Genomic DNA, 24,487 nt, shown 5'->3' on the forward strand with positions numbered 1-24,487 from the left:
TTACGCTAAGGAAGTGCGGACAATTTCGGACACAAGATTGATTTCCTTCAGGAAAGCGTCGTGCCCGTAAAGCGAGGGGAAGTCGATGAACACGCTGTCGGCCAGTTGCTCGTGCAGCAGTTTCATATCGTCATACGGCACCAGTCGGTCGGTCGGCACGGCGGCCAGAAACACCTTCGCCTTAATCTTTTTCGGATCGACGCGGTGGCGGTCCAGACTGTCCGACATCGAGATCCAGCGATTGACGTCGGTGGCCGCATAGGCGTCTCCGCGCGCGCGCAAATAGCCGCACACCGTATAGTTCCCGCCAGCCTCCTCCGGCGGCGGCCCGTCGAAGCGCTCGGCGAACTCGGCGTCGGAGCGGTAGGTGGTCATGGCCAGTTGCCGCGCCAGCGAAATCCCTTCGGCGGGCTTGCCGTTCTCGGCGCCGAACTTGAGCAGCCGCCTTTGCAGCCCGCGGAACGCCGTCGCCATCGGGTGCGCGCGATGCGCCGCCGAGATGACGCACAAACGCTCGACCGCATCGGGGTAAAGCTCGGCGAAGGCCAGCCCGATCATCGCCCCATACGACGCGCCAATAAAGCTGTAGATCCGCTCAACCCCGATCTGGTCGAGCAGCAGCTTCACCAGCCGCGCCTGATCGTGGGTCGAGATGGTATAGACGCGCAACGCGGGCAGGCGCGGCGCGAATTCGATGGACAGAACGCGGAAGCGGTTGAGGTCCAGCGCCTCGCCAGGACCGGCCACGCCTTCCCACCATCCGGGCGCCGTCTCGGTCGAATCCTCCTTGGCGAACAGCACGCGCCCGGCGGAAATGCCGCCCGCCGCCACCACCACCGGCCCGTCCTTCGGCCCGTAAAGCCGCGCCACGACGTCCTTCTGCTCCAGCCTCTGCCCGCTTTGCAGGCGGAAATCGGCGGGCAGGACGGCGGTGATATCGGTCCCGATAAGGTCGGGCGCATTGGGCGTAATGGCGTTCATAATCGTCTCTGATTCAGATGACATCGACACCAGTCGAGAGACCGACGGACGAGGACTCGCCCGGACTTCGCGTCTCTCATCTTTCGGGGAAATGAGCCCCGTAGGAGTTGGCACCATACTGCGTCGCAGCGGTTGCCCCAGCGTCGTCGGGCCTGTCCCTCGGCTGGTCTCGATGAGTGTTCCGCTTATGCGCGCAATTTCGCATTTGCGTCAAGAGGCCGCCAAAACCGCGCACCCCGTCTTGCCGGGCCGGGCGTTGTCGATTAAGGAGAAACGGACGTTTGCAAGTAGAGGTTTGCGCCGCCATGAGCGATGCCCTGATTCCGCCCCCCGAAGTCATTTATGTCGAGACGCACAAGGTCGCCTGCAATGGCGGCGGCGGCGCGCTGGGTCACCCGCTGACCTATTACGAGCTGGGTGAGGACGGCGTGGTCGAATGCGGCTATTGCGACCGCAAATTCGTCCACAGAGATCACGCCCACGAATACGCCGATCCCTCGCCGCGTCCCGAAGGCGACCACTAAGGCCGCCGCCGGATGCGTTTTCTGCACGCCATGATCCGCGTCAATGACCTGGACGCGGCCTTGCGTTTCTTCTGCGAAGGCCTGGGTCTGCGTCAGGTCCGCCGCCACGACAGCGAACAGGGCCGCTACAGCCTGATCTTCCTGTCGGCGGACGAGGACGCGCATCTTGGCGCGCACGACGGCCTGCGCGGTCAGGCCGAGGTCGAGCTGACCTGGAACTGGCCGGACGAAAACGGCGTGGCGGAAACCTATAGCGGCGGACGCAATTTCGGCCATCTGGCCTATGAGGTCGATGACATCTACGCCCTGTGCCGCCATCTGGCCGCTATGGGCGTAAGCATCAACCGCCCGCCGCGCGACGGTCAGATGGCCTTCGTGCGCTCGCCCGACGGCATATCGGTCGAGCTTCTGCAAAAAGGCCCCGCGCTCGCGCTCGCGCCCGCCCAGCCGTGGGCGTCGATGATCAATACCGGAAGCTGGTGACGGCGCGGCCGTCGGAGGGAAGACTCATGCAACGGCCTCAGACCCCGATCAAATTCTACGCCATGCGCCTGTCGGGCAATGCCCACCGCGTCGAGCTGCTTCTGCGCGCGCTCGACCTGCCCTATGAGCGCATCGAGGTCAATTTGGCCGCCAAGGAGCAGAAGACGCCGGAATTTCTGGCGCTTAATCCGTTCGGTCAGGTGCCGGTGATCGACGATAACGGCGTGGTGGTCTGGGACTCCATCGCCATCATGACCTATCTGGCCCTGACCTATGACGACGGCGCGCTTTTGCCGCGCGATCCGGCGGACTTCGCGCATGTCATGGCGTGGCTGGGCAAGACCTCCGGCCCGATCGCCTTTGGCCTCGCGGCGGCGCGGCGCATCAACATCTTCAAGGCGCCGCAGGATATCGACGCCGCGCACCAGATCGCCCACGACTTCCTGCATGTCATGGACGAAATCCTGCGCGGTTCGGTCTGGCTGGTCGCCGACCGTCTGACCCTGGCCGACCTCGCCTGCTATTCTTACGTCGCCCACGCCCCCGAAGGCGGCGTCGATCTCACCCCGTTCGAGCACGTCCGCCAATGGCTGGCCCGCATCGAAGCGCAAGCCTTCTTTACGGCAATGGACCGGACGAAGGCCGGGTTGTGGGCGTGACCGAGACGGCCGATCTTAACGGCAAAAGGGGAAGGCCGGCGGGCCTTCCCCTTGATCATTCGGAAGGGTGACGGCCGGTCACTGACAGGCCAGGCATTCCTCGTAGTCGGTCTTGGGCGTTTCCATCTTTTCGACGGATTCGCGCGCTTCGGAGCCGGCGTGGGCGGCGCGCTGCACGGATTTGGAGCGCAGATAATAGAGCGATTTCAGCCCCTGCTCCCACGCCGTCCAGTGCAGCATGTGCAGATCCCACTTATCGACGTCGCCGGGCAGGAAGATGTTGAGCGACTGCGACTGGCAGATTTCCGGCGTGCGGTCGGCGGCCAGTTCGACCACCCAGCGCTGGTCGATCTCGAAGGCGGTCTTGAACACCGACTTTTCGTCCTCATTGAGGAAGTCGAGATGCTGCACCGAGCCTTCGTGCTGCACGATGGAGTCCCAGACCTCGGACGTGTCCTGGCCCTTGGCCTGCAACAGCTCGACCAGATAGGGGTTCTTGACCGCGAACGAGCCGGACAGGGTCTTGTGGGTGTAGATATTGGCCGGGATCGGCTCGATGCCCGCCGAGGTTCCGCCGCAGATGATCGAGATCGAGGCGGTCGGCGCGATGGCCAGCTTGTGCGAGAAGCGCTCCATCACGCCGCGGTCGGCGGCGTCGGGGCACGGCCCGCGTTCCTCGGCCAGCTTGACGCTGGCCTTATCGGCCTCGCGGCGCAGATGCTTGAACAGGCGCATGTTCCAAGATTTGGCCATCGCCGATTCAAACGCCACGCCCTGGCTTTGCAGGAAGGAGTGGAAACCCATCAGGCCAAGGCCCACCGAGCGTTCGCGCATCGCCGAATAGATGGCCGAATCCATGGAATTGGGCGCCTGCTGGATGAAGTCCTCCAGCACATTGTCGAGGAAGCGCATCACGTCCTCGATAAAGCCCGGCGCGTCGCGCCATTCGAGGAAGGTCTCGGCGTTGACCGAGGACAGGCAGCAGACGGCGGTGCGGTCGCGGCCCAGATGATCGACGCCGGTGTGCAGCATGATTTCCGAACACAGGTTCGACTGACGCACCTTCAGGCCCAGTTCGCGCTGGTGCTGCGGCATGGCGCGGTTGACCGTGTCGGAGAAGATCAGGTACGGCTCGCCGGTTTGCAGGCGGATTTCGAGAATCTTCTGCCACAGCGAACGCGCATCGACATAGCGGAGCACCTCGTTGTTCTTGGGCGAGCGCAGGGCGAAGGGCGTGCCGTCGCGCACCGCCTCCATGAATTCGTCGGTGATGCCGATGCCGTGGTGCAGGTTCAGCGATTTGCGGTTGAAGTCGCCCGACGGTTTGCGGATTTCGAGGAACTCCTCGATCTCCGGGTGGAAGATGTCGATATAGACGGCGGCCGAGCCACGGCGCAGCGAGCCCTGCGAAATCGCCAGGGTCAGCGAATCCATCACGCGGATGAACGGGATGATGCCCGAGGTCTGGCCCGCGCCCTTGACCTTTTCGCCGATCGAGCGCACGCCGCCCCAATAGGTGCCGATGCCGCCGCCGTTCGAGGCCAGGGCGACGTTTTCGTTCCAGGTCGAGACGATGCCTTCGAGATTGTCCGGCACCGCGTTCAGGAAGCAGGAGATCGGCAGGCCGCGCGCCGCGCCGCCGTTCGACAGCACCGGCGTCGCCGGCATGAACCACAGGCGCGAAATATAGTCATAGATGCGCTGGGCGTGGTCGGCGTCGTCGGCGAAGGTGGTCGCCACGCGCGCGAACATGTCCTGATAGGTCTCGCCCGGCATCAGATAGCGGTCGTCGAGCGTCGTCTTGCCGAATTCGGTCAGAAGCGCGTCGCGCGACGGGTCGGTGACCACGGAGCGATGCAGCTTCAGCTCAGGCCGCGCCTTGGGACGCACCATCATATTCGCCTTTTGGGCGACAGGAGCAACACGATTGGCCGCTTCACTCAAAGACATCGTACATTCACCCTGATACTGGAGCCTTGCGCTACGCCGCGCCCGCTCGGAGGAGACTGTTAACAACTATATCTAGTGTCTGCAGCGCCCCGTCCGCCGATATATGGGGACATAAGGGCCGCTCATCGTCAATGGGGGGAAGCCCGTCGTGGTGAAGATTTTTCGTAAATGAAAGCTTAATTTTTGCTTTTCGCCAAGCGGCTCAAGGGGTTGCGAAAGTGCGACACTTTTTCGCCCCAATCACGATTTCTGTGAAAGAATCGTGTCGGGGGTTTCGCTTAAATACCGGTCAAGTTTGTTATGGCGGTCCACCAGCACGACACTGGGGATAATCGGCTTATCCGTCAGCTCAAAGCCCATGATGATGATCTGCTCCGATTCCGCGATCAGGTGCGCGGCGGCGCCGTTCATGGCGATCTTGCCCGAACCGCGTTCGCCGGTGATCACATAGGTCTCCAGCCGCGCGCCCGAGGTGTTGGACACCACCAGCACGCGCTCGCCTTCCCACAATCCGACCGCGTCCATCAGATCCTCGTCGATGGTGATCGAACCGATATAGGCCAGGTTCGCTTCGGTGACATAGGCGTTGTGGATTTTGGAACGCAGCAACTGACGCATGGGGGGAGCCTTAAGGTTTAAACCACGGAAAGCACGGAAAACACGGAAAAGCACAGGGTTGTCAATGGCGCGGTTCATAGCGGATGGCGCTGCGGCGCGCCCTGCGCGTCAAAGCTTATCTTTCAACCCGCCTATATCCATAACGCTATGGATTTCCGTATTTTCCGTGCTTTCCGTGGTCTAACCTCTCTTGTAACGCAATTTGGGCGCAGCCACCGACGTAAGCAGGGCCTTAAGATTTGAACCACGGAAAGCACGGAAAACACGGAAAAGCACAGGGTTGGCAATGGCGCGATTCATATCGGATGGCGCTACAGGGCGCCTTGCGCGTCAAAGCTTATCTTTCAGTCCGCCTATATCCATGACGCCATGGATTTCCGTGTTTTCCGTGCTTTCCGCGGTCTAACATCTGTTGTAACGCAAGGTGGGGCGCAGCCACCGATGTAAGCGGGGCCTTAAGATTTGAACCACGGAAAGCACGGAAAACACGGAAAAGCGCAGGGTTGGCAATGGCGCGGTTCATAGCTGGTGGCGCTACAGCGCGCCTTGCGCGTCAAGGCTTATCTTTCAGTCCACCTATATCCATGACGCCATGGATTTCCGTGTTTTCCGTGCTTTCCGTGGTTCAAATATCTCTCACAGCACAATCCGCTCGACCTGCGCTTTAGGAAAAGCGCCGAAATTAACCAGCAGTCCCAGCCTGTGGCCTGTCGCCCGCAAATAATTGATGGTTTGCGCCCGATGCACATCGCTAAGAGCCGGGCACGCTTTCAACTCCACAATGATCTTGTCATAACAGATGAAATCCGGCTGGAAGCACAGGTCGAGAACAGCGCCTTTATAGCTCAGATTGAGGTTCGGTTGCGAAACAGCGGGAATATGTCTGGCGGCGAATTCACGTTTCAGGCACACCTGATAAACCGATTCCAGAAAGCCGACGCCCATTTCTCGGGAGACTTCATAGACCGCGCCGCGAATGGCGTAGGCCTCGTCTTCGTAAAGCAATCCGCCTTCGCTCATCCTGTTCACGTCCCCCCGATGTCCCCAAAGCGCGACGGGGCCTGTCTATTCCGACCACAGGTCGGTGATGTCGCCCTTGCGGTTGAGCATGTGGACGGCGCGTTTGATGACGGTGAGCAGGTTCTCGACGCGCGCGTCGTGGTCGTAGGTCAGGCCGGTGCGGTGCATGCCTTCCAGCGCGAAGCGCGCCAGGTCGCGGCTGACCTGAAAGCGCGCATCGGCGCCGGCCATGATGAAGTTGGGCGTATGCCGCCCCATGGCGCCCTTGTCGAAGGCTTCCTGCGCGGGCGCGATGGCGCGCGCCACCTCGGCGTCCTGACGGGCGGCGCGCTCCAGCGCCAGAAAGGCGGCGAACGGCGCCGAGTCGAGCAGCCGCCAGTAGGCGTCGATGGCGCCGTCCAGCGCGTCCTGACCGGGCTTGAGCTTTTTCGCCTCGGCCTCAAACGCGGCTTCGCGCGCGGCGTGGATGTGCCAGGCGGCGGCTTCGATCAGGGCTTCGCGCGTCGGGAAGTGATAGAGCATGGCGCCGCGCGTCAGGCCGCAGGCCTCGGCGATGGCGGCGTTGCCCGCGCGGTCATAGCCCAGCTCGGCGAACAGGCGCATCGCCGTTTCCAGAATCTGCACGCGGGTGCGCCGCGACTTGGGCGTATCCTTGGCGCCGCCTTCCTTCACCCTGGCGTCACGTCCGCCGCGTGCGCCCGATGGATTGCGCACCTGCGGTAGGGATGACGGCTCTTTCCCGGTTTCACTCATCTGCGTGTCTTTCAGGGCGTGATGCGGTCTGCATTGAAGCTGCGTTACGCCAAAACGTGTTTCGCTTTTAAAAATATGGCATTTCCGCCCTAAAGCAAGCGCGATAGACGCGATTACGGGCGTCATTTGCGAGGAATTTGCAAATTGTGCGCCGCACAAAGCGACGCAGGCGTCAAAAATCTCAGGAAAAGCGGTCGCCTGCATTGGCGACTTGCCAATCCGTCGCGCATTGGGCATGGAAGAAGCGGGACAGACGGAAGGATTTTTCACTTTGCGTATCTTGCTGGCGACAGACGCCTGGGAGCCTCAGGTCAATGGCGTGGTGACGACCCTGCGCAAGACGATCGAGGAATGTGAAAAGCTCGGCCACGAATTCAAGATCATCGACTATAACCAGTTCAAGACCGTCTCCTGGCCCGACTATCCCGAGGTCAAGCTGGCGCTCGGCTGCTATGAGGAGGTGCGCGAGATCATCCTCGACTACGAGCCCGACGCGATCCATATCGCCACCGAGGGCTTTGTCGGCATGGCGGCGCGGCGCGTCTGCCTGGAATGGAAGCTGCCCTTCACCACCAGCTATCACACCAAGTTTCCCGAATATATTTCGGCGCGCCTGCCGATCCCGTTGAGCTGGGGCTACGCCTTCATGCGCTGGTTCCATAAGCCGTCCGGGCGCGTGATGGTGGCGACCCCGACCTTGCAGAAGGATCTGGAGGCGCGCGGTTTCAAGAACATCTCGCCGTGGACGCACGGCGTGGACACCGAGACCTTCCGCCCCGGTCTGGAGCCGATCTTCGGCGATCTGCCGCGTCCGATCATGACCTATATCGGTCGCGTGGCGGTCGAAAAGAACATCGAGGCCTTCCTCAAGCTGGACCTGCCCGGCACCAAGGTGATCGTCGGCAAGGGGCCGCAGCTTGAGGAATTGAAGGCGAAATATCCCGAAGCGGTGTTCACCGGCCCGCGTTTTGGCGAGGAGCTGGCGCGCTCCTATGCGGATTCGGATGTCTTCGTGTTTCCGTCCCTGACCGACACCTTCGGCCTTGTCATCACCGAGGCGATGGCGGCGGGCACGCCGGTCGCCGCCTTCCCCGCCCACGGCCCGATCGACCTGATCCCCGGCTCCGGCGCGGGCGCGATCGACGAGGATCTCGGCAAGGCCATTGCGGAAGCGCTGAAAATCGACCGCGAGGCGGTGCGCGCCTATGCCGAGAAATTCTCCTGGCCGGAATGCGCGGCGGAGTTCATCCGCAATCTGGAGCCCTATCCCGAACCGGCGCGCACCAAGTTCTGGAAACGCCTGCGGCAGTTGCGGCGGAAGAAGGCGGCGTAATTTTTTATCCCCAAATGCACACAGATGAACACGGATTTTCATCTGGATCATAATGACCGGTATTCAACCCTATGCTTTTCCGTGTTGTCCGTGCTTTCCGTGGTTCAAATTCAGGGCCTCCGCTCGTGCGTCGGTTACTGCGCTCCAAGTCGCATCAAGAGATATTTGGCCACGGAAAACACGGACAACACGGAAATTCATGATGTCATCGATATGGGCGGACTGAAAAGATAAGTCTTGACGCGCAAGGCGCGTCATAAGCTATGCATTCAGAGACAGCTCAATACGACGTAAACATCACCGTCTCTCATCCGTGTTCATCTGTGGATACAATTTCCAAAGCCGCTTTTTGGGAAAACGCTATATCAACCGCTTGCGCAATTGTTGCGACAGGATGTCGATCAGGGTGACCGCCACGACGATGATCAGGGCGATGGCCGAGACCTGCTGGTAGGCGAAGCTGTTGAGATTGTCGAACAGAAGCTGGCCGATGCCGCCCGCGCCGATCAGGCCCAGCACGGTCGCCGAGCGCGCGTTCGATTCAAAACGGTACAGCGCGAACGAGGTCCACAGCGGCCCGACCTGCGGGATCACGCCCCAGACGATTTCGTGCAGGCGCGTTCCGCCGGTGGCCCGCACGCCTTCGACGGGGGCGGTTTCGATGGCCTCAACCGCCTCGGAGAACAGCTTGGCCAGCGTCCCGGTATTGTTGAGCGTCAGGGCCAGCACCCCGGCCAGCGGACCTAAGCCCACCGCGACCAGAAAGGCCGTCCCCAGCACGATGTCGGGAAAGGCGCGCAACAGGGCGATCAGGCCGCGCATCGGCTGCACCACCCACAGGGGCGCGATGTTGCGCGAACATAAAAAGCTGATCGGCACAGCCAGCAGGATCGACAGGAAGGTGCCCCAGATGGCGATCTCCAGCGTCTCCCACATCGCCTTGACGTAGTGCGCGCCGTCCGTGAAATCGGGGTGCAGATAGTCGCTCAGATAGGCGCCGGTATTGGCCGAATTATCGACCAGCTTGTGCAGGTCGTAAATATGCGCGCCCTTGAATCTCACCGCCAGAAAAGCGACGAAGACCAGTACAGCCAGCCAGTTGGCCAGCCTTTGCGCCATGCCGGTGGTCGGCGGCGCCAGTTTCGCCATTGCGTCGCTCATCAATGGCTCGCATCCGCAGGGGCTTGCGGCGCGGTTTTGGCGGCGGCGGCGGCCTGCGCCTTTTCGACCGCGTCCATCTCGGCCCTGGCGGCGGCGATCTTGGCCGCATCGCCCGACTGGTTCGCCTCGTCCTCGGCGACAATGGCTTCGAGATAGCGTTCGGGCAGCAGGTAGGATTCGTCGGCGGGCTGCATCGGTCCCCACTGCATCACTTTCAGATTGGCGCGCTGACGCTCGGCCTCCGGCCCGGTTCCCTGACCATAGCTGAGGAAGAAGGAGCGCAGCTTTTCCTTGATCACCGGATCGACGTCGGCGCGGTATTCGATCACGCCCTTGGGCAGGGGTTGCGACGACCACAGAACCTTGATCTTGGCCAGCTTTTCGCGGCCCGCGGGCGTGTCGTTCAGTTCTTTCAGCGTATCGGAATTGGCGGTGGCGGCGTCGACCACGCCCGCGATCACGCCCTCGACATTGGCCTCGTGCGACCCGGCGCGGACATTGCGGAAGCACTTGTCCGTGTCGATCTTGTGCGGCAGGAACAGCCACGCCTTGGGCGCGATGGTGCCGGAGGTCGATTTGACGTCGCCCATGCCGAAATTGAGCTTGTGGTCGCATTTCAGCACATCGTCGAGCGTCACCTTGGAATCGGCGCGGGTGATGATCAGGCTTTCGTAACCGTCCGTACCGTCCGGATTGGTGGTGTGGGCGAAGACCTGGCCATTGGCGCGGCGCACCGCCTCAAGACCTGAGGCGCTGGAGAAGAAACCGGCCTGGGTCTGGTTGAAGCGCATGGCCTCGATCAGCGAGGTGTAGTTGCTGGAATAGTAGGGCTTGATGGTCAGGCCGGTCTGCTTTTCCATGTCCTGAAGGATGGGTTGCCACATCTTGTCGAGATTCTGAGACTTCTCGAAAGATAGAATGGAGAAGGTGAGGGTTTTACCGTCCGCCGCCGGCGCTTCGCTCTTTTTGTCGCAGCCATTGAGGCCGGTCATCAGCAGCACAGCAAGAGCGGCGCCGGAAAGAAATGTCTTAGCTTGCATGATCTTCACCCCAATAGGCGTCTTCGATTTCCGCGCCATAGATATCGCGCAGGGTTTCATCGCTCAGTTGCGCGCTCGGGCCGTCATAGACGACCTTGCCGTCCTTGAGCGCCAGAATGCGGTTGCAATAGGCGCGCGCATAATCGACCTGGTGCAGGGTGACGATCACCCCGACTCCGCTTTGTTCGTTCAGATCGACCAGCAATTTCATCACCTTGCGCGCCGTCACCGGATCGAGCGAGGCGACCGGCTCATCGGCCAGCACCACCTCGGCGTCCTGCACGATGGCGCGCGCAATCGCGCCGCGCTGCTGCTGGCCGCCCGACAGGGTGTTGGCGCGCTGCCCGGCCATCGCCGCGACGCCGACATGGTCGAGCGCGCGCATCACCTTCTGTTTCTCGTCCGCCGACCACAGGCCGAACAGGCCGCGCAAGGCCGAAATCTTGCCGAGGAAACCGAGCGCGACATTGGTGAACAGGGACAGGCGCGGCACCAGATTGAACTGCTGCGCGATCAGGCCCATCCGGGTGCGGATGCGCCGCACGTCCTGGCTTAAACGGCCATTGGCCTGCACCGGCTGGCCCAGCACGCTGACCGTTCCGTCGCCGCGATCAATGGCGTGCAGGCCGGAAATGGCGCGCAGCAGGGTCGATTTGCCGGAACCGGACGGCCCGATCAGGGCGACGCGCTCCGGCCGGTCCATGACGAACGACACAGCGTCCAACGCCTTGTGAGTCGTCTTGCCGCCCGCGGCGGCGGCCTTGCGGGTGAAGGTCTTGCTGATTGCCTTGACCTCGACGAGGGGCGCCGTCATGCACAGCCTTTACATCTTTGCCGCGCGGATACGGCGGCGGCGAAACTCTAAACCTCTAGCGTTAGAGAGTCTTATTAACGATTTGATGACGTTTGCAACCGTCTTTCGCAGTCGCGGCGTAAATTTCTGCAGGGTCCGCGCACAAAACCCTTTGAAGTCGTTGTGATTTGAGCCTTCAAGGCAAATCTGGTATCTTTGGATACGAAAAGCCGTCAAATAAGGCTTTACACAGGGGAAAATTCGCCTATATCAGCCCGTTCCGGCGGACCCTCAAGGTTCCATTCCCCATTGCTAACGCCGGCCTGGGTAATTTTGGGCAGCGCGGTGCGCGGCCTTTAACAACAAGGGATGTTCTGGTGGATAGCTACCAATCAGCCCTGGACCTGGTCCGCAAGCAACCGCCGGAACGCCCCGTCGCCCTCGTGCGCCGTGCGCCGGTCTCCGTTGCCGCGCAATGGTTTCAGGCCAATTTCAAGGGCGATGTCTTCTACGCCGTCAAAGCCAATCCGTCCGCATGGGTGCTGGAAACCCTGTGGGCGTCGGGCGTTACGTCGTTTGACGTCGCCTCGCTGAACGAGATCGAGCTGGTGCGCAGCGTCCTGCCCGCCTCGGCGCGGCTGGCCTTCATGCACCCGGTCAAGAGCCGCGTCTCGATCGCCAAGGCCTATTTCGATTACGGCGTGCGCACCTTCAGCCTCGATACGCATGACGAATTGCGCAAGATTCTCGACGCCACCGGCGGCGCCAAGGATCTGAACCTGATCGTGCGGCTGGCGACCTCCGGCGAAGGCGCGAACCTGCCCCTGACCAACAAGTTCGGCGCGCAGGCGCATGAGGCGCCGTCGCTGCTGATGGCGACGCGGCAGGCGACCTCCGGCCTGATGGGCGTCTCCTTCCATGTCGGCTCGCAGTGCATGAAGCCGACCGCCTATGCCGCCGCCATGCTGTCGGCGTCGCGCTCATTGGTGCGCGCGGGCGTGTTCGCGGACGTGGTCGATGTCGGCGGCGGTTTTCCGTCGGTCTATCCGGGCATGGTGCCGCCCGCGCTCAGCGAATATATGGATGCGATCAACCGCGCCTTCGACGAGATGAAGGTGCATGAGGAGACGCAGCTCTGGGCCGAGCCGGGCCGCGCCCTGGTGGCGGAATCGACCTCGGTGCTGACCAAGGTTGAGCTGCGCAAGGGCGACGCCCTCTATCTCAATGACGGCTCCTACGGCAATCTGTTCGACGCCACCCACGCCAAATGGCCGTTCCCGGTCCGCCTGCACCGGCAGGACGAAGAGGTTGAGTCCGAGACGCTCAAGCCGTTCCGTTTCTACGGCCCGACCTGCGATTCCATCGATTCCATGCCGGGGCCGTTCTGGCTGCCCGCCGATGTGGCCGAAGGCGACTATGTCGAGATCGGCATGCTGGGCGCCTATGGCGTGACCATGGGGACGCGCTTTAACGGCTATGGCGAGACCGATACGGTGTTCCTTGACGACGCGCCGATGGCTTCGCTGTTCGGCCTTGGTCCGCGCTCGATCAACAATCCGCGTTCGGCCTTCGATCCCGACGACAACAAGGTCGTGCGTCTGAACCGCCCCAAGGGCGGCAAGCGCGGCAAGAAGCGGATCGTGAAGTCGAAATAATTGCCAAGAGCGGCCCCTTCCGCTATAGGGGCCGCGCATCAGCCTGACATGATTGTCGGCTACACCCGCCTCATCGCTCCGTCTGAGGAAACCGGGTCAATGACGGGCGTCCACCTATGTCTCTCTCAAAAGGAACACAGAGATGAACGCTGAAACTTCCAATTCTAAAGCCGAACTGCTCCAGAACACCGTCGAGCATGTCGATATCACCTCCTACGACGCGCGCCCGATCATCGATTCGATGCGCAAGATGTCGTTTTCGTCGCGCGACACGGCCCGCGCCGCCGACATCTTCAACATGGCGCTCAACGACAAGGGCTGCTCGACCTGGCTGATCCTGGCCGGTTCGACCTCGGCCGGCGGCTGCATGCACGTCTATCGCGACATGGTGAAGTTCGGCATGATCGACGCCGTGGTCGCCACCGGCGCCTCGATCGTCGATATGGACTTCTTCGAAGCGCTCGGCTTCAAGCACTATCAGGCAGCCGGTCAGGTGGACGATAATGTGCTGCGCGACAACTATATCGACCGCATCTACGACACCTATATCGACGAAGAAGAACTGCAGGCCTGCGACCACACCATTCTGGAGATCGCCAACCGTCTTGAGCCGCGCGGCTATTCCTCGCGCGAATTCATCTGGGAAATGGGCAAGTGGCTGTCCGAAGGCAACGCCAAGAAGGAAGGCAGCCTGATCCAGACCGCCTATGAAGAAGGCGTGCCGATCTTCTGTCCGGCCTTTGTCGACAGCTCCGCCGGTTTCGGCCTGGTCAAGCACCAGAAGGAACGCATGGCGGCGAAGCAGCCCTATATGATGATCGACGCGGTCGCCGATTTCCGCGAACTGACCGACATCAAGATCGCGGCGGGCACGACCGGCCTGTTCATGGTCGGCGGCGGCGTGCCGAAGAACTTCGCCCAGGACACGGTGGTCTGCGCCGAAATCCTCGGCAAGGACGCCGACATGCACAAGTATGCGGTGCAGATCACGGTCGCCGATGTGCGCGACGGCGCCTGTTCGTCCTCGACGCTCAAAGAAGCCGCCTCATGGGGCAAGGTGCAGACCACACACGAACAGATGGTCTTCGCCGAAGCCACCACGGTCGTGCCGCTGATCGGTTCGGACGCCTATCATCGCGGCGCGTGGAAGTCGCGCGAGAAGCCGCGGTGGGCCAAACTGTTCCAATAAGGAAATAAGTGTTCACTTCCGTGTGAGTTGGGCAATTATCCCAAGAATAGAGAGAAAATTGCTGCACTGCGGCCTTCCATTTTCCGCACAAAGTATTACATGGAGTATAAGGGTTCACGATGAGTCGTTATTGTGAACTGACAAGTTAGTCGCCGGGATCATCCCCCCCCCTCGAAACCGGCGACATGCGACGGCGAGCATTGCCCCCCAATGCTCGCCGTTTTGCATTTTGGGCGACATGCAATGCGAGCAGAGCCATTGCACCCCATCAGGCTCGCCCTGTGGTTTGCATTGCGGCTTTATTTGCGGCGATAAATGGTGAAGCTGTCCCAATCGCCGCGCGCGTGACCGATGGCGACATAGTGCGCGGCCAGTTCATTCTGGAGTTCGGCGGCGCGGGCGGGAAGCTGACAGCCCATGTAAAGGCTGGGATTGGAAACCAGCACGAAATCGGGGCGCGAGGCGAAGGCCGCCACCAATGGGTCCGGGTCCGGCGTCGGAAAGGCGCACATCAGGTGCATGGCGTTGAAATATCTGGCTTTTGGCAGGGCGCCCGTCATCAGATAAACGTATTGGCCGCGACCGGTCGCCAGCAGGTTACCGCCCGGCTTCAACCCTGCGGCCCTCAGCGCCGCCGCGCTGCGCACATTGCCGGTATAATCCGGCGCATGGAAAGGTCCGGACAGGAACAGAGCGCCGCCCTCCACGAGAAAAGGCTGCGCCGCCGCAGCCAGCAGATAGGCCGCGATCCAAGCCGCGCGCTGGTCCGGACGAAAGGCGACGCCGTGGCACAGCACGATCGCCGCCAGCGCCAGAAACGGCGGAATCAGCACGAAACCGTACCAGATGTCCGGCGAACGGCAGGCCAGGATGCCGAGCGCTTCGCTCAGGCTCCAGATCAGCAGCAGGGCCAAAGACGCGCCGCCGACCGCCGCCCTGAGGCGCGGCAAGCGCAGCAGCGCCAGCAGGGTTCCGACGCTGATGACCAGAATCGGTTTGAGGAAGGCGGGAAATTGCGCCACGCGCTGCAACACGCCCAGCGGACTGGGCCTGGACATGTTGGTTTGAGAACGGCTGAGCGCGTTCACGACTACGGCGTCGAAGGCGTCGCGGAAATGCCCGCAGACCAGAAAACAGACCGAGAAACCCAGCGCGGGCAACAGGCCCGCCGCGCAGAACGCCGCAAGCGGCAAGAGGTCGCGCCGCGCCCGGCTGCGCCACGCCGCCCAGCCGAACAGGCCAAGCGCCGTAAACGCCGCCGTCTGCTTGGTCATGACAGCGCATCCCATCATCAGCCCGCTCAAGGCCATCAGGATAAGGCGGCGGCGTCCGGCGCGGTCGGCGGCAAGCGCCAGCGCGAAGGCTTCGATCGTAAAGGCGGCCTCAATCAACTGGCACGGCGCGGCGACGCCCAGCATGAATAGCGAATAGAGCGGATAGGCGCCGACGGCGATGCCCGCGCAGACCGGACCCGCGACAGGCTGCAACAGCCGGTAAAGCGCCAGCGCGCCCCAGGCGGTGAAGGCGATCTCGACGGCCTTGATGACGAGCAGATGCGCGCCGAACAGCGCCTGAAACGCGGCGAGGACGGCGAAGACGCCCGGCGCCTTGACGTCATAGCTGGCGACATAGGGCAGTTCGCCGTGCAGCCAGCGTTGCGCCACGACAGCGTAGAAGGCTTCGTCGTCATGGATGACGTGCAAAAAAGGCAGCCGGATCAATAAGGTCCAGAGCAGGAGCAGCCCCGCCGTCGTCAGCAGCGGGCGTTGCGCCGCGACGCCGCGCAGGGCGTCGAGGGCGGACTGTCGGTAGGTCGGAGCGGCGGCGCGCAGGATCGGCATGACGCGATCCTAGCGGGGAAACGTAAACATCCGTTTGCGCAAAGCTTTAAGGTTGTTAACCATTTAAATACCTGATCTGCGGCATAATTTGCCTATGACGACCCCAATCACGCCCTCCCTGTCGCACATGCTCAATCCGCAGGCCGCGCAGCCGCGCCCGGCGGCGCAAGGCAACGGATTCGCCAGCGCTCTGGCGGCGCAGAAGGCGTTTTTTCAGCAGGTGACCGCGCCAAAGGTGACGCCCGCGACCTATACGGCGGCGGACATCCAAAAAGCGTCGCCGCTGGCCTCCGCCCCTTTGTCAGCAACGGGTTCAGACCAGACGGTGAAACGTCCGGGTTCTTTTGTGAATATTGTCGTTTAATCGGGTTTTTTGCGGTTTTTAGGCCGTTTTTTCTTCCGGTGCATGCACCCGTTCGTCGTCTTCGCCCGTCACGCCCGGCGACAGGTCCGGCATGGGCAGCTTTTTCAGCTTTTTCGCCAGTTTGTCCTTCTTGCGCGGCTTATCCTCGCCGGACTTCTTTTTCTTCTCCGACTTATCCGCCTTCTTCTGCGCCTTCAGCGCGGCTTTTTCGGGCCTGTCCTCAGACGTCTCGCCGTCGCGGGCGTGGACCAGTTTGCGCAGCAGTTTGAGGAAGCTGTCGCGTTTCGGCGGCGACAGCAGTTCGAGGATTTTGGCGTCGGCGGCGGCGACCTTCGGCGCGGCGTCGGCGAGAGCGGCGTGGCCTTCGTCGGTCAGTTGCACCAGATTGGCGCGCCCGTCGCTTACCGAGCGTTCACGCGCCAGCAGCCCCTTGGCCGCCATGCGCGCGACCAGATCGGCCAGGGTCGAGCGGTCGATGCCGGTGGTCTTGACGAGATCGGCCTGCGTTAAACCTTCGGCGCCGTCGAGCGCGCTCAGGACCGCATACTGACGTTGCGACAGGGCGCCGTCGCCCAGTTCGGCGCTGTAGATTTCAAGCGCGATCTGCAACACACGGTGCAGAAGATGCGATGGCGAATCATCGAGTGTGGCGTGGACGGAGGCGTCGTGCATGGATTTACCGCTTTTTCGTCCCTTCATCGCCCTGCCCCTCCAAAGGATGTGGCGGCACAGTGGCATGTTACGATGACGAATTTACGACATCTTGCTCCGCACACGGAAGGAAAAATTACGCCTGACCGTCCGTATCCGGTTCAACAAGCATGTTTTTCATCAAAAACGGCAGCAGGGCGATGGAAAAGACGACCGGTCCGCCGATGATCGAGATCATCTTCCACGTCACCCAGACATCGTCGCTCTGCGTGCGCCAGACGACCTCGTTGATCGCCGCCATCGCGAAATAGAACAGGGCGTAATAGAGGGTCAGGCGCGGCCAGGCCGTCTCCTTCAGCTTCAGCGCCTCGCCGAGCAGCGCCTTAAGCGGCTGTTTTTTCAGCAGCAGGCCGCCGATCAGCACCGATCCGATCAGCACGTCGATGATCGTCATCTTGATCTTGACGAACACGGTGTCGTGGAAGAAGACCGTCAGCAGCGAGAACGGAATGGCGATCAGGGCCGACAACAGCGGAATCCAGGCGATGCGCTTTTCCAGCAGCAGGCCGCCGATAAAGGCGAACAACGAGGCGACGCCCAGCACGCCTGACGCGATGATCAGCGGCTCGCTCTTGTCGGTCAGTTTCAGGAAGCGGCAGACGAGGAAGGTCAGGCCGAAGGCGATCAGCGGGCCGTAATCGACCGCCAGCTTGACGGTGTTCTGTTTCGGCTGGCCCGCCTGCAAAGCCAGTTCGGGATTGATTTCGCCCAGCTTTTCAGCGGCCTGCGCCCCGGCGCGGTCAACGATTTTGTCGCCCGTTTCGATCTCGTCCTTGAGGTTTTCGCCGCTCATTGCTCGCCTCCGAGCGGTTCGAGACCGACCATGGAGCGGGCGAAATCGCGCGCCTTGAATTCGTGCAGGTCTTCTATGTCTTCGCCGACCCCGATCAGCTTGATCGGCGCATCGGACGCCTTGGCGACCGGGATCAGGATGCCGCCGCGCGCCGTGCCGTCGAGCTTGGTCATGACCAGACCCGACACAAAGGCCTGACGGCCGAAAATCTGCTCCTGCGACAGGGCGTTGCGCCCGACCGTGGCGTCCAGCACCAGAAGCGTCTCGTGCGGCGCTTCGGGATCGACCTTCTTGATCACCCGCACCACCTTCAAGAGTTCGTCCATCAGTTGCTGCTTGTTCTGCAGGCGGCCCGCCGTGTCGATCAGTACGACGTCATAGCCTTCTTCCTTCGCGCGCACGAAGGCGTCATAGGCGAGGCCCGCCGCATCGGCGCCGGTCTTGCGGCCCATGAAATCGGCTTTGGCGCGCTCGGCCCACACTTTAAGCTGTTCGACGGCGGCGGCGCGGAAGGTGTCGCCCGCCACCACCAGCACCTTGGCGCCCTTTGCGGTCAGTGAAGCGGCGATCTTGCCCAGCGTCGTCGTCTTGCCGGAGCCATTGACCCCGACGAACAGCACGACATAGGGTTTGGGGCCGGACAGGGGATCGAATGTCGCTTCGTGACCGGCCAGTTCCTCAGCCAAGGCCTCGGCCAGCACAGCGCGCACGGCATCGGAGTCCTTGGTCGAAGAAAACCGCGCCTTCGCCATCTTGTCGGCGATGGTGGCGGCGACGGCGGGGCCGAGATCGCTCTCGATCAGCAGGTCTTCGAGGTCTTCAAGCGCCGCATCGTCCAGCGCTTCCTTCTGCACGAACACCTGGGTGACGGACTCGGTCAGGTTCTGCGAGGTGCGCGACAGGCCTTGTGTCAGGCGCTGGAACCAGCCCTTTTTCTTCTCTTCGGTCATTAAGGTCTCATTGCATTTCGTCCTCCCCCGTTCACGGGGGAGGGGGGAAAGACGGTAGAGGAAACAGTCATGGCGGGGATTGCCCCCTCCGTCTTTTGCAAGCGGACGCTTGCAAAATCCACCTCCCCCGTACGCTGCGCTACAGGGGAGGATAAGAGGGCGACAGCGTGTTTGCCGTCATGGCCGGTTATGCGAATGTCGGCGAGGCCGCCCACCGTGGCGTCGCCTTGGAACACTACCTCGGTGAAGTCGGCGGCGCGCGCGAATCCGGGCTTTTCGACCACGCAGGAGACGGTGCGGCCGATCTGGGCGTTCAGGTGGCGATGCAGGGCGATTTCGGCGTGGGCGCGCAAACGGGCCGCGCGGTCCTTGATGACCGGGCGCGGCAGTTGCGGCATTTTCGCCGCCGGGGTCTGCGGACGCGGGCTGTACGGGAAGGCGTGGACGAAGGCGAGCCCGGCCTCGTCGATCAGCGACAGGGTGTTGGCGAAGGCCTCTTCGCTCTCGGTCGGGAAGCCCGCGATCAGATCGGCGCCCAGCGCAATGTCGGGACGCGCCTTGCGCACGGTTTCGACCAGTTTCAGCGCGTCGGCGCGCAGGTGGCGGCGCTTCATGCGCTTCAGGATCAGGTCGTCGCCATGTTGCAGGCTGAGGTGCAGATAAGGAGCCAGGCGCTCTTCGTCACGCAGCACGCCGAGCAACGTATCGTCGATCTCGGCGGCGTCGATGGAGGACAGGCGCAGGCGCTTGAGATCGGGGACCAGTTTCAGGATGCGCGCGACCAGATGGCCGAGTTGCGGCGTTCCGGGCAGGTCGGCGCCCCATGAGGTCAGATCGACCCCGGTCAGCACGACCTCATTATAGCCTTCCGCCACCAGTTTCTGCGTTTGCGCGATCACATCGCCCGCCGCCGCCGAGCGCGAATTACCGCGCCCGTAAGGGATGATGCAGAAGGTGCAGCGGTGGTCGCAGCCGTTCTGCACCTCGACAAAGGCGCGGGCGCGATCTTTCAGCCCGTCGATCAGATGGCCCGCCGTTTCCTTCACCGAAAACACGTCATTGACGACGATGCGGGCGCTGTCGGGCGTCAGGGCATAGGCGCCCTTTTTCTGCTTGTCGGCATTGCCGATGATGAAATCGACCTCACCCATTTGCGCGAAGGCGTCCGGGTCGGTTTGCGCCGCGCAGCCGGTGACGATCAGTTTCGCCTGCGGGTTCTCTTTGCGCGCGCGGCGGATCGCCTGACGCGCCTGACGCACCGCCTCAGCCGTCACGGCGCAGGTGTTGAAGATGATGGCGTTGTCCAGCCCGTCCTCGGCGGCGGTCTTGCGGATGACCTCGCTCTCATAGCTGTTGAGGCGGCAGCCGAAAGTGACGATATCGAGTTTGCTCACAGTTCGCCCTCAAACTCGACCTCGACCGGGCCGGTCATGAAGACGTGGTCATTGTCCGCCCACTGAATATGCAGCGGGCCGCCGTCCATGATCACCGTCGCCGTGCGGTCGGTCAGGCCGCGGCGCGCGCAGGCGACCAGAGTGGCGCAGGCGCCCGTGCCGCAGGCCTTGGTGATGCCTGCGCCGCGTTCCCAGACCCGCATGCGGATGGTGTTGCGGTCGATCACTTGCGCGAATTCGACATTGACGCCTTCGGGGAACAAGGGATGGTTTTCGATCAGCGAGCCGGTGGCCGCGACATCGACCTTTGACACGTCATCGACGAAGAAGACGACGTGCGGATTGCCCATCGAGACGGCGCAGGGCGTGTGGTAGAGCGGCGCGTCATACGGCCCGACCTTCAGCTCCAGCCGCAGCGTGTCCATCTCCTCTGACAGCGGAATCTCGCGCCAGTCGAGGCGCGGCTGACCCATATCGACGCTGGCCGTGCCGGTTTTGGCGTCGGCGCGCAGGACGCGGGCCTTGGTCGCGCCGCCCAGCGTGTCGATTTTCAGCGTGCGGTCGGAGGCGTCCTGATTCAGATACCAGGCGACGCAGCGCAGGGCGTTGCCGCAGGTCTCGACCGTGCCGCCGTCAGAATTCCACACGCGCATGAAGGCGTCGCCGCTGTCGCTGCTTTCGATGCTGATCAACTGATCGAAGCCGACGCCGGACGCGCGGTCGCCCCAGGCGCGGATCTCCTCCGGCGCGGGCGCAAAGGCGTCTTTGCGGGCGTCAACGACAACGAAATCATTGCCAAGGCCGTTCATTTTCAGAAAAGAGCGGGTCATTTGCGGCCTATATAGTCGCAAACCGTCGCGACTTACAGGGCTTTTAAGAGTTTAGAGCTTTTGGCGGCGAAACCGTTACAGGCCCAGCCAGCGGCGGCGTTGCGTCCAGTAGGTCTTGAACTGATCGGCCTGAAAGGCGTCTGCGAAGGTCACGACCTTGACCTGATGGTCGCCCGCCGGATCGGAGCGCACAGAGATGGCGTCGGCGTCATTGACTTCCGCCGCTTCGACGAATTTGAAGAAGGCGCCGAAAAAGGCGTCCGATTCCGATTCGGTGCTGAGATCGAACTCCAGACTGACCACGCTGCACGCTCCTTTTGTCAGAGGAGGATCACCATGACCTTCGCCTTACGACGCGTCCATGTGGCTAAATGCCCCCCGGCATCAAAATCCTGCAAAAAATGTGCGCTGCACAATGAAGGAAGTGAAGCCCACAAATTGTCCTGAGTCAAAGAAAATAAACACATCTTTAATCTCTGCGACACGCCTGTGACACGAAAGCCAGAGCGTTTCATACGCAAAAGAAGGCCAAAAGAAGGTATGACAGGGCTGTCATACCTTCCTGATCACATTTTTAGAGCGTTTCCCTAAAAAGTGGTTCCACTTTTTGGATAAGGAAGAGCGACACAACAAAAACTTAGAGCGCCGATCTGAGTCCATCAGATCGGCGCTCTAAGGCTTCAGGTTACCGTCAGGCGAATTTCGCGGCGCGCTCGGTTTCCGCCTTGGTTTCCGGCAGCAACAGCTTTTTGATATTGCGCGCGGCCTGACGGATGCGGTGTTCGTTCTCTACGAGGCCGATGCGCACATAGCCTTCGCCATATTCGCCGAAGCCAAGGCCCGGCGCGACGGCGACATGCGCCTCCTCGATCAGCATCTTGGCGAACTCCATCGAGCCCATATCGGCGAATTTATCGGGAATCTTGGCCCAGGCGAACATCGAGGCCGGGGGCGGCGGAATGTCCCAGCCCGCGCGCTTCATCGACTCGATCAGCACGTCGCGGCGCGACTTGTAGGTGTTGCGAATCTCCTCGACATTGTCCTGCGGGCCGTTGAGGGCGGCGGCGGCGGCGACCTGAATCGGCGTGAAGCCGCCATAGTCGAGATAGGACTTGACCCGCGCCAACGCCGCGCAGATCTCGGCATTGCCGACCACCATGCCAACGCGCCAGCCCGCCATCGCATAGGTCTTGGACAGGGAGTTGATTTCGACTGAGCGCTCGATGGCGCCCTCGACCTGCAACAGGGACGGCGGCGGATTGTCGTCGAAATAGATTTCCGAATAGGCGATGTCGCTCAGCACGATCAGGTCGTGCTTTTTGGCCAGGCGGATGACCTCTTTATAGAAGTCGAGATCGACCCATTGCGCCGTCGGATTGGACGGATAGGAGACGATCATCACCGACGGGGTCGGCACCGAATGCTTGACCGCCTTGTCGATGCCGGACAGATATTGCTCCGGCGACAGGGCCGGGACGTGGCGGATCACCCCGCCCGCCATCAGGAATCCGAAAGCGTGGATCGGATAGGCCGGGTTCGGGCAGATGACCGTATCGCCCGGCGCGGTGATCGCCATGGCGAGGTTCGCGAAGCCTTCCTTGGAGCCGAGCGTGGCGACGACCTGGGTGTCGGGATTGAGCTTGACGCCATAGCGGCGGTCATAATAGCCCGCCATCGCCTTGCGCAGGCCCTGCACGCCCTTCGACACCGAATAGCCGTGCGATTTCGGCTTCTGCACCGTCTCGACCAGCTTGTCGACGATGTGCGGCGCGGTCGGCATGTCGGGATTGCCCATGCCGAAGTCGATCACGTCCACGCCCTGTGCGCGCAGCCTTGCCTTCACCTTGTTGACTTCTTCGAAGACATAGGGCGGGAGGCGGCGGATGCGATAAAAGTCGCGCATGGCGATAACTGGACCAGAAAACGGTTAGAGGGAAAGCGCCATATGGCGCATCCGCGCGCCTTTGTCATCCCCCTGCGCGCAAAATTTTCGGGCAGTCGCGCAAATGTTTCGGAAATTTTTGCGTCAAGTGGGAGATTTACCTAATGCTCGCGCTCGACATGGCGGCGCAGGGCCTCAAGGCGCACATCCCAGGCCGCCGACAGGGCGTCGAGCTGGCTGCGGGCCAGTTGCAGGGCCTCCGGTTGCAGGCGCCACAGGCTTTCGCGGCCCTGCCGTTCGCAGGCCGCCAGACCCGCCGCCTGCATGACGTTCAGGTGCTTGGCGACGGCCTGACGGCTCATGCCCATGCCTTCGGTCAGGCGCACCAAAGAGGCCGGGCCGTCGCGCAGGCGCTGCGCCAGATGCAGGCGGGTGGCGTCGCCTAAAGCCGCGAAAATCTCGGCCTCAGCCACGCGCCAGCCATCCGGCGATCAGACGCATCTGCGCGGTCCAGCCGCCGTCATTGGCGGTGAAGGCGACGGCGCGGCGCGCTTCGGGGATCAGCTCGAAGCCGGTTTCGGTCAGGGTCAGGCGCACGCCGTCATCGACCTCCTCCAGCGCGAAGGTCACGGTGGTCATCGGCTCATTATCATAGTCGGCGTCCGGGTCGATGGCGAACGGATGCCACTGAAAAGCGAAGCGCTGCATCGGGTCGAGCGCGACGTTGCGGATGGAGAAACGCTTGCCCGGGTGCGGCTCCTGCCGTTTGGCGACCTCCGCATCAACGACGGTGGGGGCGATGGCGCCGGTGATGGTCTCGCCCGGCACGAAGGCCAGCCGGTCGAAGCGCAGGCCGAACCACTGGCCGAATTCGGACGGATCGGAAATCGCCCGCCAGACGCGCGGCAGGCTGGCCTTGAGCGTGGTCTGCTTGACGATGGCGGTCGCGGTGTTGAGGTCGGACATGGCGGGCTCCTTATGTCGCTTGAGCCTAGGCCGGGCGGCCGCAATTGGCAACCAAAAAGTTGCACATTAATTCGCGTCACGGATGAACGCAGATGAATGTCGCGATCAAGGCGCGTTCAGATAGGCTTAACCATACTGCCGGGCGTCGTCTGTTGGACATGAAGGAGATACGCCATGATCAAGCTGTTCGTTCCCGCCGCCCTCGCCGGCGCCGCTGTTCTGGGCCTGAGCCTGAGCCTTCCGGCGCAGGCCGCCGACTGCGCGGTCAGGCCGGTGCACAGGCCGGTCGCGCATAAGACGGTTCATAAAGCCGTTTATAAAGCGCCCGCCAAAAAGGTCGTCGTGAAAAAGGTCGTGCATAAGACCGTCATCCGCAAGGCCGAGGTCGGCTGCGGATGTGGCGTTCCCGCGCGCGATACGGTCCGCCATCCGGTGATCATGCGCCCGGACGGACCGTACTTTGTGGACGGCGTCCCGCGTGAACGCCGCGTCGAGGTGCGCGAGATTGTGGTGACGCCGATGCGGCCTCCCATGCGGCATGAGCGCCACGGCATGCGTCATCACCCTCATCATCCGCGCTGGTAGGCCCGCCGGATG

Annotated in this window: 26 protein-coding genes and 1 riboswitch; of the genes, 8 read left to right on the plus strand and 18 right to left on the minus strand. The window is 62.3% G+C overall.

The annotated features are described in order from the left end of the window. Entirely contained in the window at positions 1 to 1,005 is a 1,005-nt protein-coding gene (metX, locus tag ACTHLA_RS01850) for a homoserine O-succinyltransferase MetX (RefSeq protein ID WP_440184714.1), read from the minus strand. Between the two features lie 49 nt (positions 1,006 to 1,054). Beyond that, a riboswitch (SAM riboswitch) is annotated at positions 1,055 to 1,160 on the minus strand. Between the two features lie 126 nt (positions 1,161 to 1,286). Between metX and ACTHLA_RS01855 the strand changes: the two genes are divergently transcribed. Genes ACTHLA_RS01855 through ACTHLA_RS01865 form a run of 3 tightly spaced genes read left to right on the plus strand, consistent with a single transcriptional unit; the run spans position 1,287 to position 2,647 of the window. Next, positions 1,287 to 1,505 carry a zinc-finger domain-containing protein gene (locus ACTHLA_RS01855; protein ID WP_440184717.1) on the plus strand — a complete coding sequence of 73 codons (219 nt, stop codon included), beginning with the start codon at positions 1,287 to 1,289 and terminating at the stop codon, positions 1,503 to 1,505. A 12-nt stretch (positions 1,506 to 1,517) separates the two neighbouring features. Further along, positions 1,518 to 1,988: a VOC family protein gene (locus ACTHLA_RS01860; RefSeq protein WP_440184720.1), complete on the plus strand. Its 471-nt coding sequence runs from the start codon at positions 1,518 to 1,520 to the stop codon at positions 1,986 to 1,988. Between the two features lie 26 nt (positions 1,989 to 2,014). Further along, complete coding sequence (locus ACTHLA_RS01865) at positions 2,015 to 2,647, plus strand: glutathione S-transferase family protein (RefSeq protein WP_440184722.1); 633 nt, start codon at positions 2,015 to 2,017, stop codon at positions 2,645 to 2,647. A 78-nt stretch (positions 2,648 to 2,725) separates the two neighbouring features. Here the strand turns inward: ACTHLA_RS01865 and ACTHLA_RS01870 are convergent, their stop codons facing one another. From ACTHLA_RS01870 to ACTHLA_RS01885, 4 genes are all read right to left on the minus strand, one after another. After that, the gene (locus tag ACTHLA_RS01870; RefSeq protein ID WP_440184725.1) at positions 2,726 to 4,597 is read right to left on the minus strand and encodes a ribonucleoside-diphosphate reductase subunit alpha; all 1,872 of its coding nucleotides are present in this window, start codon (positions 4,595 to 4,597) and stop codon (positions 2,726 to 2,728) included. Between the two features lie 240 nt (positions 4,598 to 4,837). Beyond that, entirely contained in the window at positions 4,838 to 5,215 is a 378-nt protein-coding gene (panD, locus tag ACTHLA_RS01875) for an aspartate 1-decarboxylase (protein WP_440184728.1), read from the minus strand. 636 nt (positions 5,216 to 5,851) lie between these two features. Continuing rightward, positions 5,852 to 6,235: a GxxExxY protein gene (locus tag ACTHLA_RS01880; protein ID WP_440184730.1), complete on the minus strand. Its 384-nt coding sequence runs from the start codon at positions 6,233 to 6,235 to the stop codon at positions 5,852 to 5,854. Positions 6,236 to 6,280: 45 nt separating this feature from the next. Further along, positions 6,281 to 6,859, minus strand: a complete 579-nt coding sequence (locus ACTHLA_RS01885; protein WP_440184960.1) for a TetR/AcrR family transcriptional regulator — start codon at positions 6,857 to 6,859, stop codon at positions 6,281 to 6,283. A 400-nt stretch (positions 6,860 to 7,259) separates the two neighbouring features. On the opposite strand from ACTHLA_RS01885, the gene ACTHLA_RS01890 reads away from it, so the two are divergent. Next, entirely contained in the window at positions 7,260 to 8,321 is a 1,062-nt protein-coding gene (locus tag ACTHLA_RS01890) for a glycosyltransferase family 4 protein (protein WP_440184732.1), read from the plus strand. Positions 8,322 to 8,681: 360 nt separating this feature from the next. Here the strand turns inward: ACTHLA_RS01890 and phnE are convergent, their stop codons facing one another. From phnE to ACTHLA_RS01905, 3 genes are read right to left on the minus strand one after another with little or no spacing between them, the layout of a single operon-like run. Continuing rightward, positions 8,682 to 9,470, minus strand: coding sequence for a phosphonate ABC transporter, permease protein PhnE (gene phnE, locus ACTHLA_RS01895; RefSeq protein ID WP_440184735.1), 789 nt, complete (start codon positions 9,468 to 9,470; stop codon positions 8,682 to 8,684). Positions 9,471 to 9,481: 11 nt separating this feature from the next. Next, complete coding sequence (phnD, locus tag ACTHLA_RS01900; protein WP_440184738.1) at positions 9,482 to 10,522, minus strand: phosphate/phosphite/phosphonate ABC transporter substrate-binding protein; 1,041 nt, start codon at positions 10,520 to 10,522, stop codon at positions 9,482 to 9,484. Continuing rightward, positions 10,512 to 11,336 (minus strand): phosphonate ABC transporter ATP-binding protein, encoded by an 825-nt coding sequence (locus ACTHLA_RS01905; protein WP_440184741.1) that lies wholly within the window; start codon positions 11,334 to 11,336, stop codon positions 10,512 to 10,514. The genes phnD and ACTHLA_RS01905 overlap by 11 nt, the downstream gene beginning before the upstream one ends. 356 nt (positions 11,337 to 11,692) lie before the next feature. On the opposite strand from ACTHLA_RS01905, the gene ACTHLA_RS01910 reads away from it, so the two are divergent. Together ACTHLA_RS01910 and ACTHLA_RS01915 are read left to right on the plus strand one after the other, a co-directional pair. Continuing rightward, entirely contained in the window at positions 11,693 to 12,970 is a 1,278-nt protein-coding gene (locus ACTHLA_RS01910; protein ID WP_440184744.1) for a type III PLP-dependent enzyme, read from the plus strand. A 142-nt stretch (positions 12,971 to 13,112) separates the two neighbouring features. Beyond that, positions 13,113 to 14,159, plus strand: coding sequence for a 1,9-bis(guanidino)-5-aza-nonane synthase (locus ACTHLA_RS01915; protein ID WP_440184747.1), 1,047 nt, complete (start codon positions 13,113 to 13,115; stop codon positions 14,157 to 14,159). A gap of 299 nt (positions 14,160 to 14,458) precedes the next feature. Here ACTHLA_RS01915 and ACTHLA_RS01920 read toward each other — a convergent pair whose 3' ends face one another. Further along, positions 14,459 to 16,000, minus strand: a complete 1,542-nt coding sequence (locus ACTHLA_RS01920) for an ArnT family glycosyltransferase (RefSeq protein ID WP_440184750.1) — start codon at positions 15,998 to 16,000, stop codon at positions 14,459 to 14,461. Between the two features lie 94 nt (positions 16,001 to 16,094). Between ACTHLA_RS01920 and ACTHLA_RS01925 the strand changes: the two genes are divergently transcribed. Then, positions 16,095 to 16,364 (plus strand): hypothetical protein, encoded by a 270-nt coding sequence (locus ACTHLA_RS01925; RefSeq protein ID WP_440184752.1) that lies wholly within the window; start codon positions 16,095 to 16,097, stop codon positions 16,362 to 16,364. An 18-nt stretch (positions 16,365 to 16,382) separates the two neighbouring features. On the opposite strand, the gene ACTHLA_RS01930 is transcribed toward ACTHLA_RS01925, so the two are convergent. The 9 genes from ACTHLA_RS01930 to ACTHLA_RS01970 all read right to left on the minus strand — a co-directional run bounded on the left by ACTHLA_RS01930 (position 16,383) and on the right by ACTHLA_RS01970 (position 23,890). Next, a complete protein-coding gene (locus tag ACTHLA_RS01930; protein ID WP_440184754.1) occupies positions 16,383 to 17,036 on the minus strand; it encodes a MarR family winged helix-turn-helix transcriptional regulator in 654 nt (217 codons plus the stop codon). Positions 17,037 to 17,151: 115 nt separating this feature from the next. Beyond that, complete coding sequence (locus ACTHLA_RS01935; RefSeq protein ID WP_440184757.1) at positions 17,152 to 17,868, minus strand: inner membrane-spanning protein YciB; 717 nt, start codon at positions 17,866 to 17,868, stop codon at positions 17,152 to 17,154. Then, entirely contained in the window at positions 17,865 to 18,818 is a 954-nt protein-coding gene (gene ftsY, locus ACTHLA_RS01940; protein ID WP_440184759.1) for a signal recognition particle-docking protein FtsY, read from the minus strand. The genes ACTHLA_RS01935 and ftsY overlap by 4 nt, the downstream gene beginning before the upstream one ends. Then, positions 18,818 to 20,212, minus strand: a complete 1,395-nt coding sequence (gene mtaB / locus ACTHLA_RS01945; protein ID WP_440184762.1) for a tRNA (N(6)-L-threonylcarbamoyladenosine(37)-C(2))-methylthiotransferase MtaB — start codon at positions 20,210 to 20,212, stop codon at positions 18,818 to 18,820. Before mtaB ends, ftsY begins: the two co-directional genes overlap by 1 nt. Then, entirely contained in the window at positions 20,209 to 21,042 is an 834-nt protein-coding gene (gene dapF / locus ACTHLA_RS01950; protein WP_440184765.1) for a diaminopimelate epimerase, read from the minus strand. The genes mtaB and dapF overlap by 4 nt, the downstream gene beginning before the upstream one ends. Before the next feature lie 75 nt (positions 21,043 to 21,117). Beyond that, positions 21,118 to 21,345, minus strand: a complete 228-nt coding sequence (locus ACTHLA_RS01955) for a hypothetical protein (protein ID WP_440184767.1) — start codon at positions 21,343 to 21,345, stop codon at positions 21,118 to 21,120. Positions 21,346 to 21,733: 388 nt separating this feature from the next. After that, the gene (locus ACTHLA_RS01960) at positions 21,734 to 22,945 is read right to left on the minus strand and encodes an LL-diaminopimelate aminotransferase (RefSeq protein WP_440184770.1); all 1,212 of its coding nucleotides are present in this window, start codon (positions 22,943 to 22,945) and stop codon (positions 21,734 to 21,736) included. A 140-nt stretch (positions 22,946 to 23,085) separates the two neighbouring features. Beyond that, entirely contained in the window at positions 23,086 to 23,397 is a 312-nt protein-coding gene (locus ACTHLA_RS01965; RefSeq protein WP_440184772.1) for an ArsR/SmtB family transcription factor, read from the minus strand. Continuing rightward, positions 23,390 to 23,890: an SRPBCC family protein gene (locus tag ACTHLA_RS01970; protein ID WP_440184775.1), complete on the minus strand. Its 501-nt coding sequence runs from the start codon at positions 23,888 to 23,890 to the stop codon at positions 23,390 to 23,392. The genes ACTHLA_RS01965 and ACTHLA_RS01970 overlap by 8 nt, the downstream gene beginning before the upstream one ends. A gap of 174 nt (positions 23,891 to 24,064) precedes the next feature. Between ACTHLA_RS01970 and ACTHLA_RS01975 the strand changes: the two genes are divergently transcribed. Beyond that, on the plus strand, positions 24,065 to 24,475 hold the full coding sequence (locus ACTHLA_RS01975; protein ID WP_440184778.1) for a hypothetical protein: 411 nt from the start codon (positions 24,065 to 24,067) through the stop codon (positions 24,473 to 24,475). Positions 24,476 to 24,487: the final 12 nt, after the last annotated feature.

This window comes from Asticcacaulis sp. (assembly GCF_051956075.1).
In the GTDB taxonomy this organism is placed as follows: Bacteria; Pseudomonadota; Alphaproteobacteria; order Caulobacterales; family Caulobacteraceae; genus Asticcacaulis.

Bases quoted from the DNA above. Each gene is read 5' to 3' on its own strand.
- metX (WP_440184714.1), bottom strand. From the start codon at position 1,005: ATGTCATCTGAATCAGAGACGATTATGAACGCCATTACGCCCAATGCG.
- ACTHLA_RS01855 (WP_440184717.1), top strand. From the start codon at position 1,287: ATGAGCGATGCCCTGATTCCGCCCCCCGAAGTCATTTATGTCGAGACG.
- ACTHLA_RS01860 (WP_440184720.1), top strand. From the start codon at position 1,518: ATGCGTTTTCTGCACGCCATGATCCGCGTCAATGACCTGGACGCGGCC.
- ACTHLA_RS01865 (WP_440184722.1), top strand. From the start codon at position 2,015: ATGCAACGGCCTCAGACCCCGATCAAATTCTACGCCATGCGCCTGTCG.
- ACTHLA_RS01870 (WP_440184725.1), bottom strand. From the start codon at position 4,597: ATGTCTTTGAGTGAAGCGGCCAATCGTGTTGCTCCTGTCGCCCAAAAG.
- panD (WP_440184728.1), bottom strand. From the start codon at position 5,215: ATGCGTCAGTTGCTGCGTTCCAAAATCCACAACGCCTATGTCACCGAA.
- ACTHLA_RS01880 (WP_440184730.1), bottom strand. From the start codon at position 6,235: ATGAGCGAAGGCGGATTGCTTTACGAAGACGAGGCCTACGCCATTCGC.
- phnE (WP_440184735.1), bottom strand. From the start codon at position 9,470: ATGGCGAAACTGGCGCCGCCGACCACCGGCATGGCGCAAAGGCTGGCC.
- phnD (WP_440184738.1), bottom strand. From the start codon at position 10,522: ATGCAAGCTAAGACATTTCTTTCCGGCGCCGCTCTTGCTGTGCTGCTG.
- ACTHLA_RS01905 (WP_440184741.1), bottom strand. From the start codon at position 11,336: ATGACGGCGCCCCTCGTCGAGGTCAAGGCAATCAGCAAGACCTTCACC.
- ACTHLA_RS01915 (WP_440184747.1), top strand. From the start codon at position 13,113: ATGAACGCTGAAACTTCCAATTCTAAAGCCGAACTGCTCCAGAACACC.
- ACTHLA_RS01920 (WP_440184750.1), bottom strand. From the start codon at position 16,000: ATGCCGATCCTGCGCGCCGCCGCTCCGACCTACCGACAGTCCGCCCTC.
- ACTHLA_RS01925 (WP_440184752.1), top strand. From the start codon at position 16,095: ATGACGACCCCAATCACGCCCTCCCTGTCGCACATGCTCAATCCGCAG.
- ACTHLA_RS01930 (WP_440184754.1), bottom strand. From the start codon at position 17,036: ATGCACGACGCCTCCGTCCACGCCACACTCGATGATTCGCCATCGCAT.
- ACTHLA_RS01935 (WP_440184757.1), bottom strand. From the start codon at position 17,868: ATGAGCGGCGAAAACCTCAAGGACGAGATCGAAACGGGCGACAAAATC.
- ftsY (WP_440184759.1), bottom strand. From the start codon at position 18,818: ATGACCGAAGAGAAGAAAAAGGGCTGGTTCCAGCGCCTGACACAAGGC.
- dapF (WP_440184765.1), bottom strand. From the start codon at position 21,042: ATGACCCGCTCTTTTCTGAAAATGAACGGCCTTGGCAATGATTTCGTT.
- ACTHLA_RS01960 (WP_440184770.1), bottom strand. From the start codon at position 22,945: ATGCGCGACTTTTATCGCATCCGCCGCCTCCCGCCCTATGTCTTCGAA.
- ACTHLA_RS01970 (WP_440184775.1), bottom strand. From the start codon at position 23,890: ATGTCCGACCTCAACACCGCGACCGCCATCGTCAAGCAGACCACGCTC.
- ACTHLA_RS01975 (WP_440184778.1), top strand. From the start codon at position 24,065: ATGATCAAGCTGTTCGTTCCCGCCGCCCTCGCCGGCGCCGCTGTTCTG.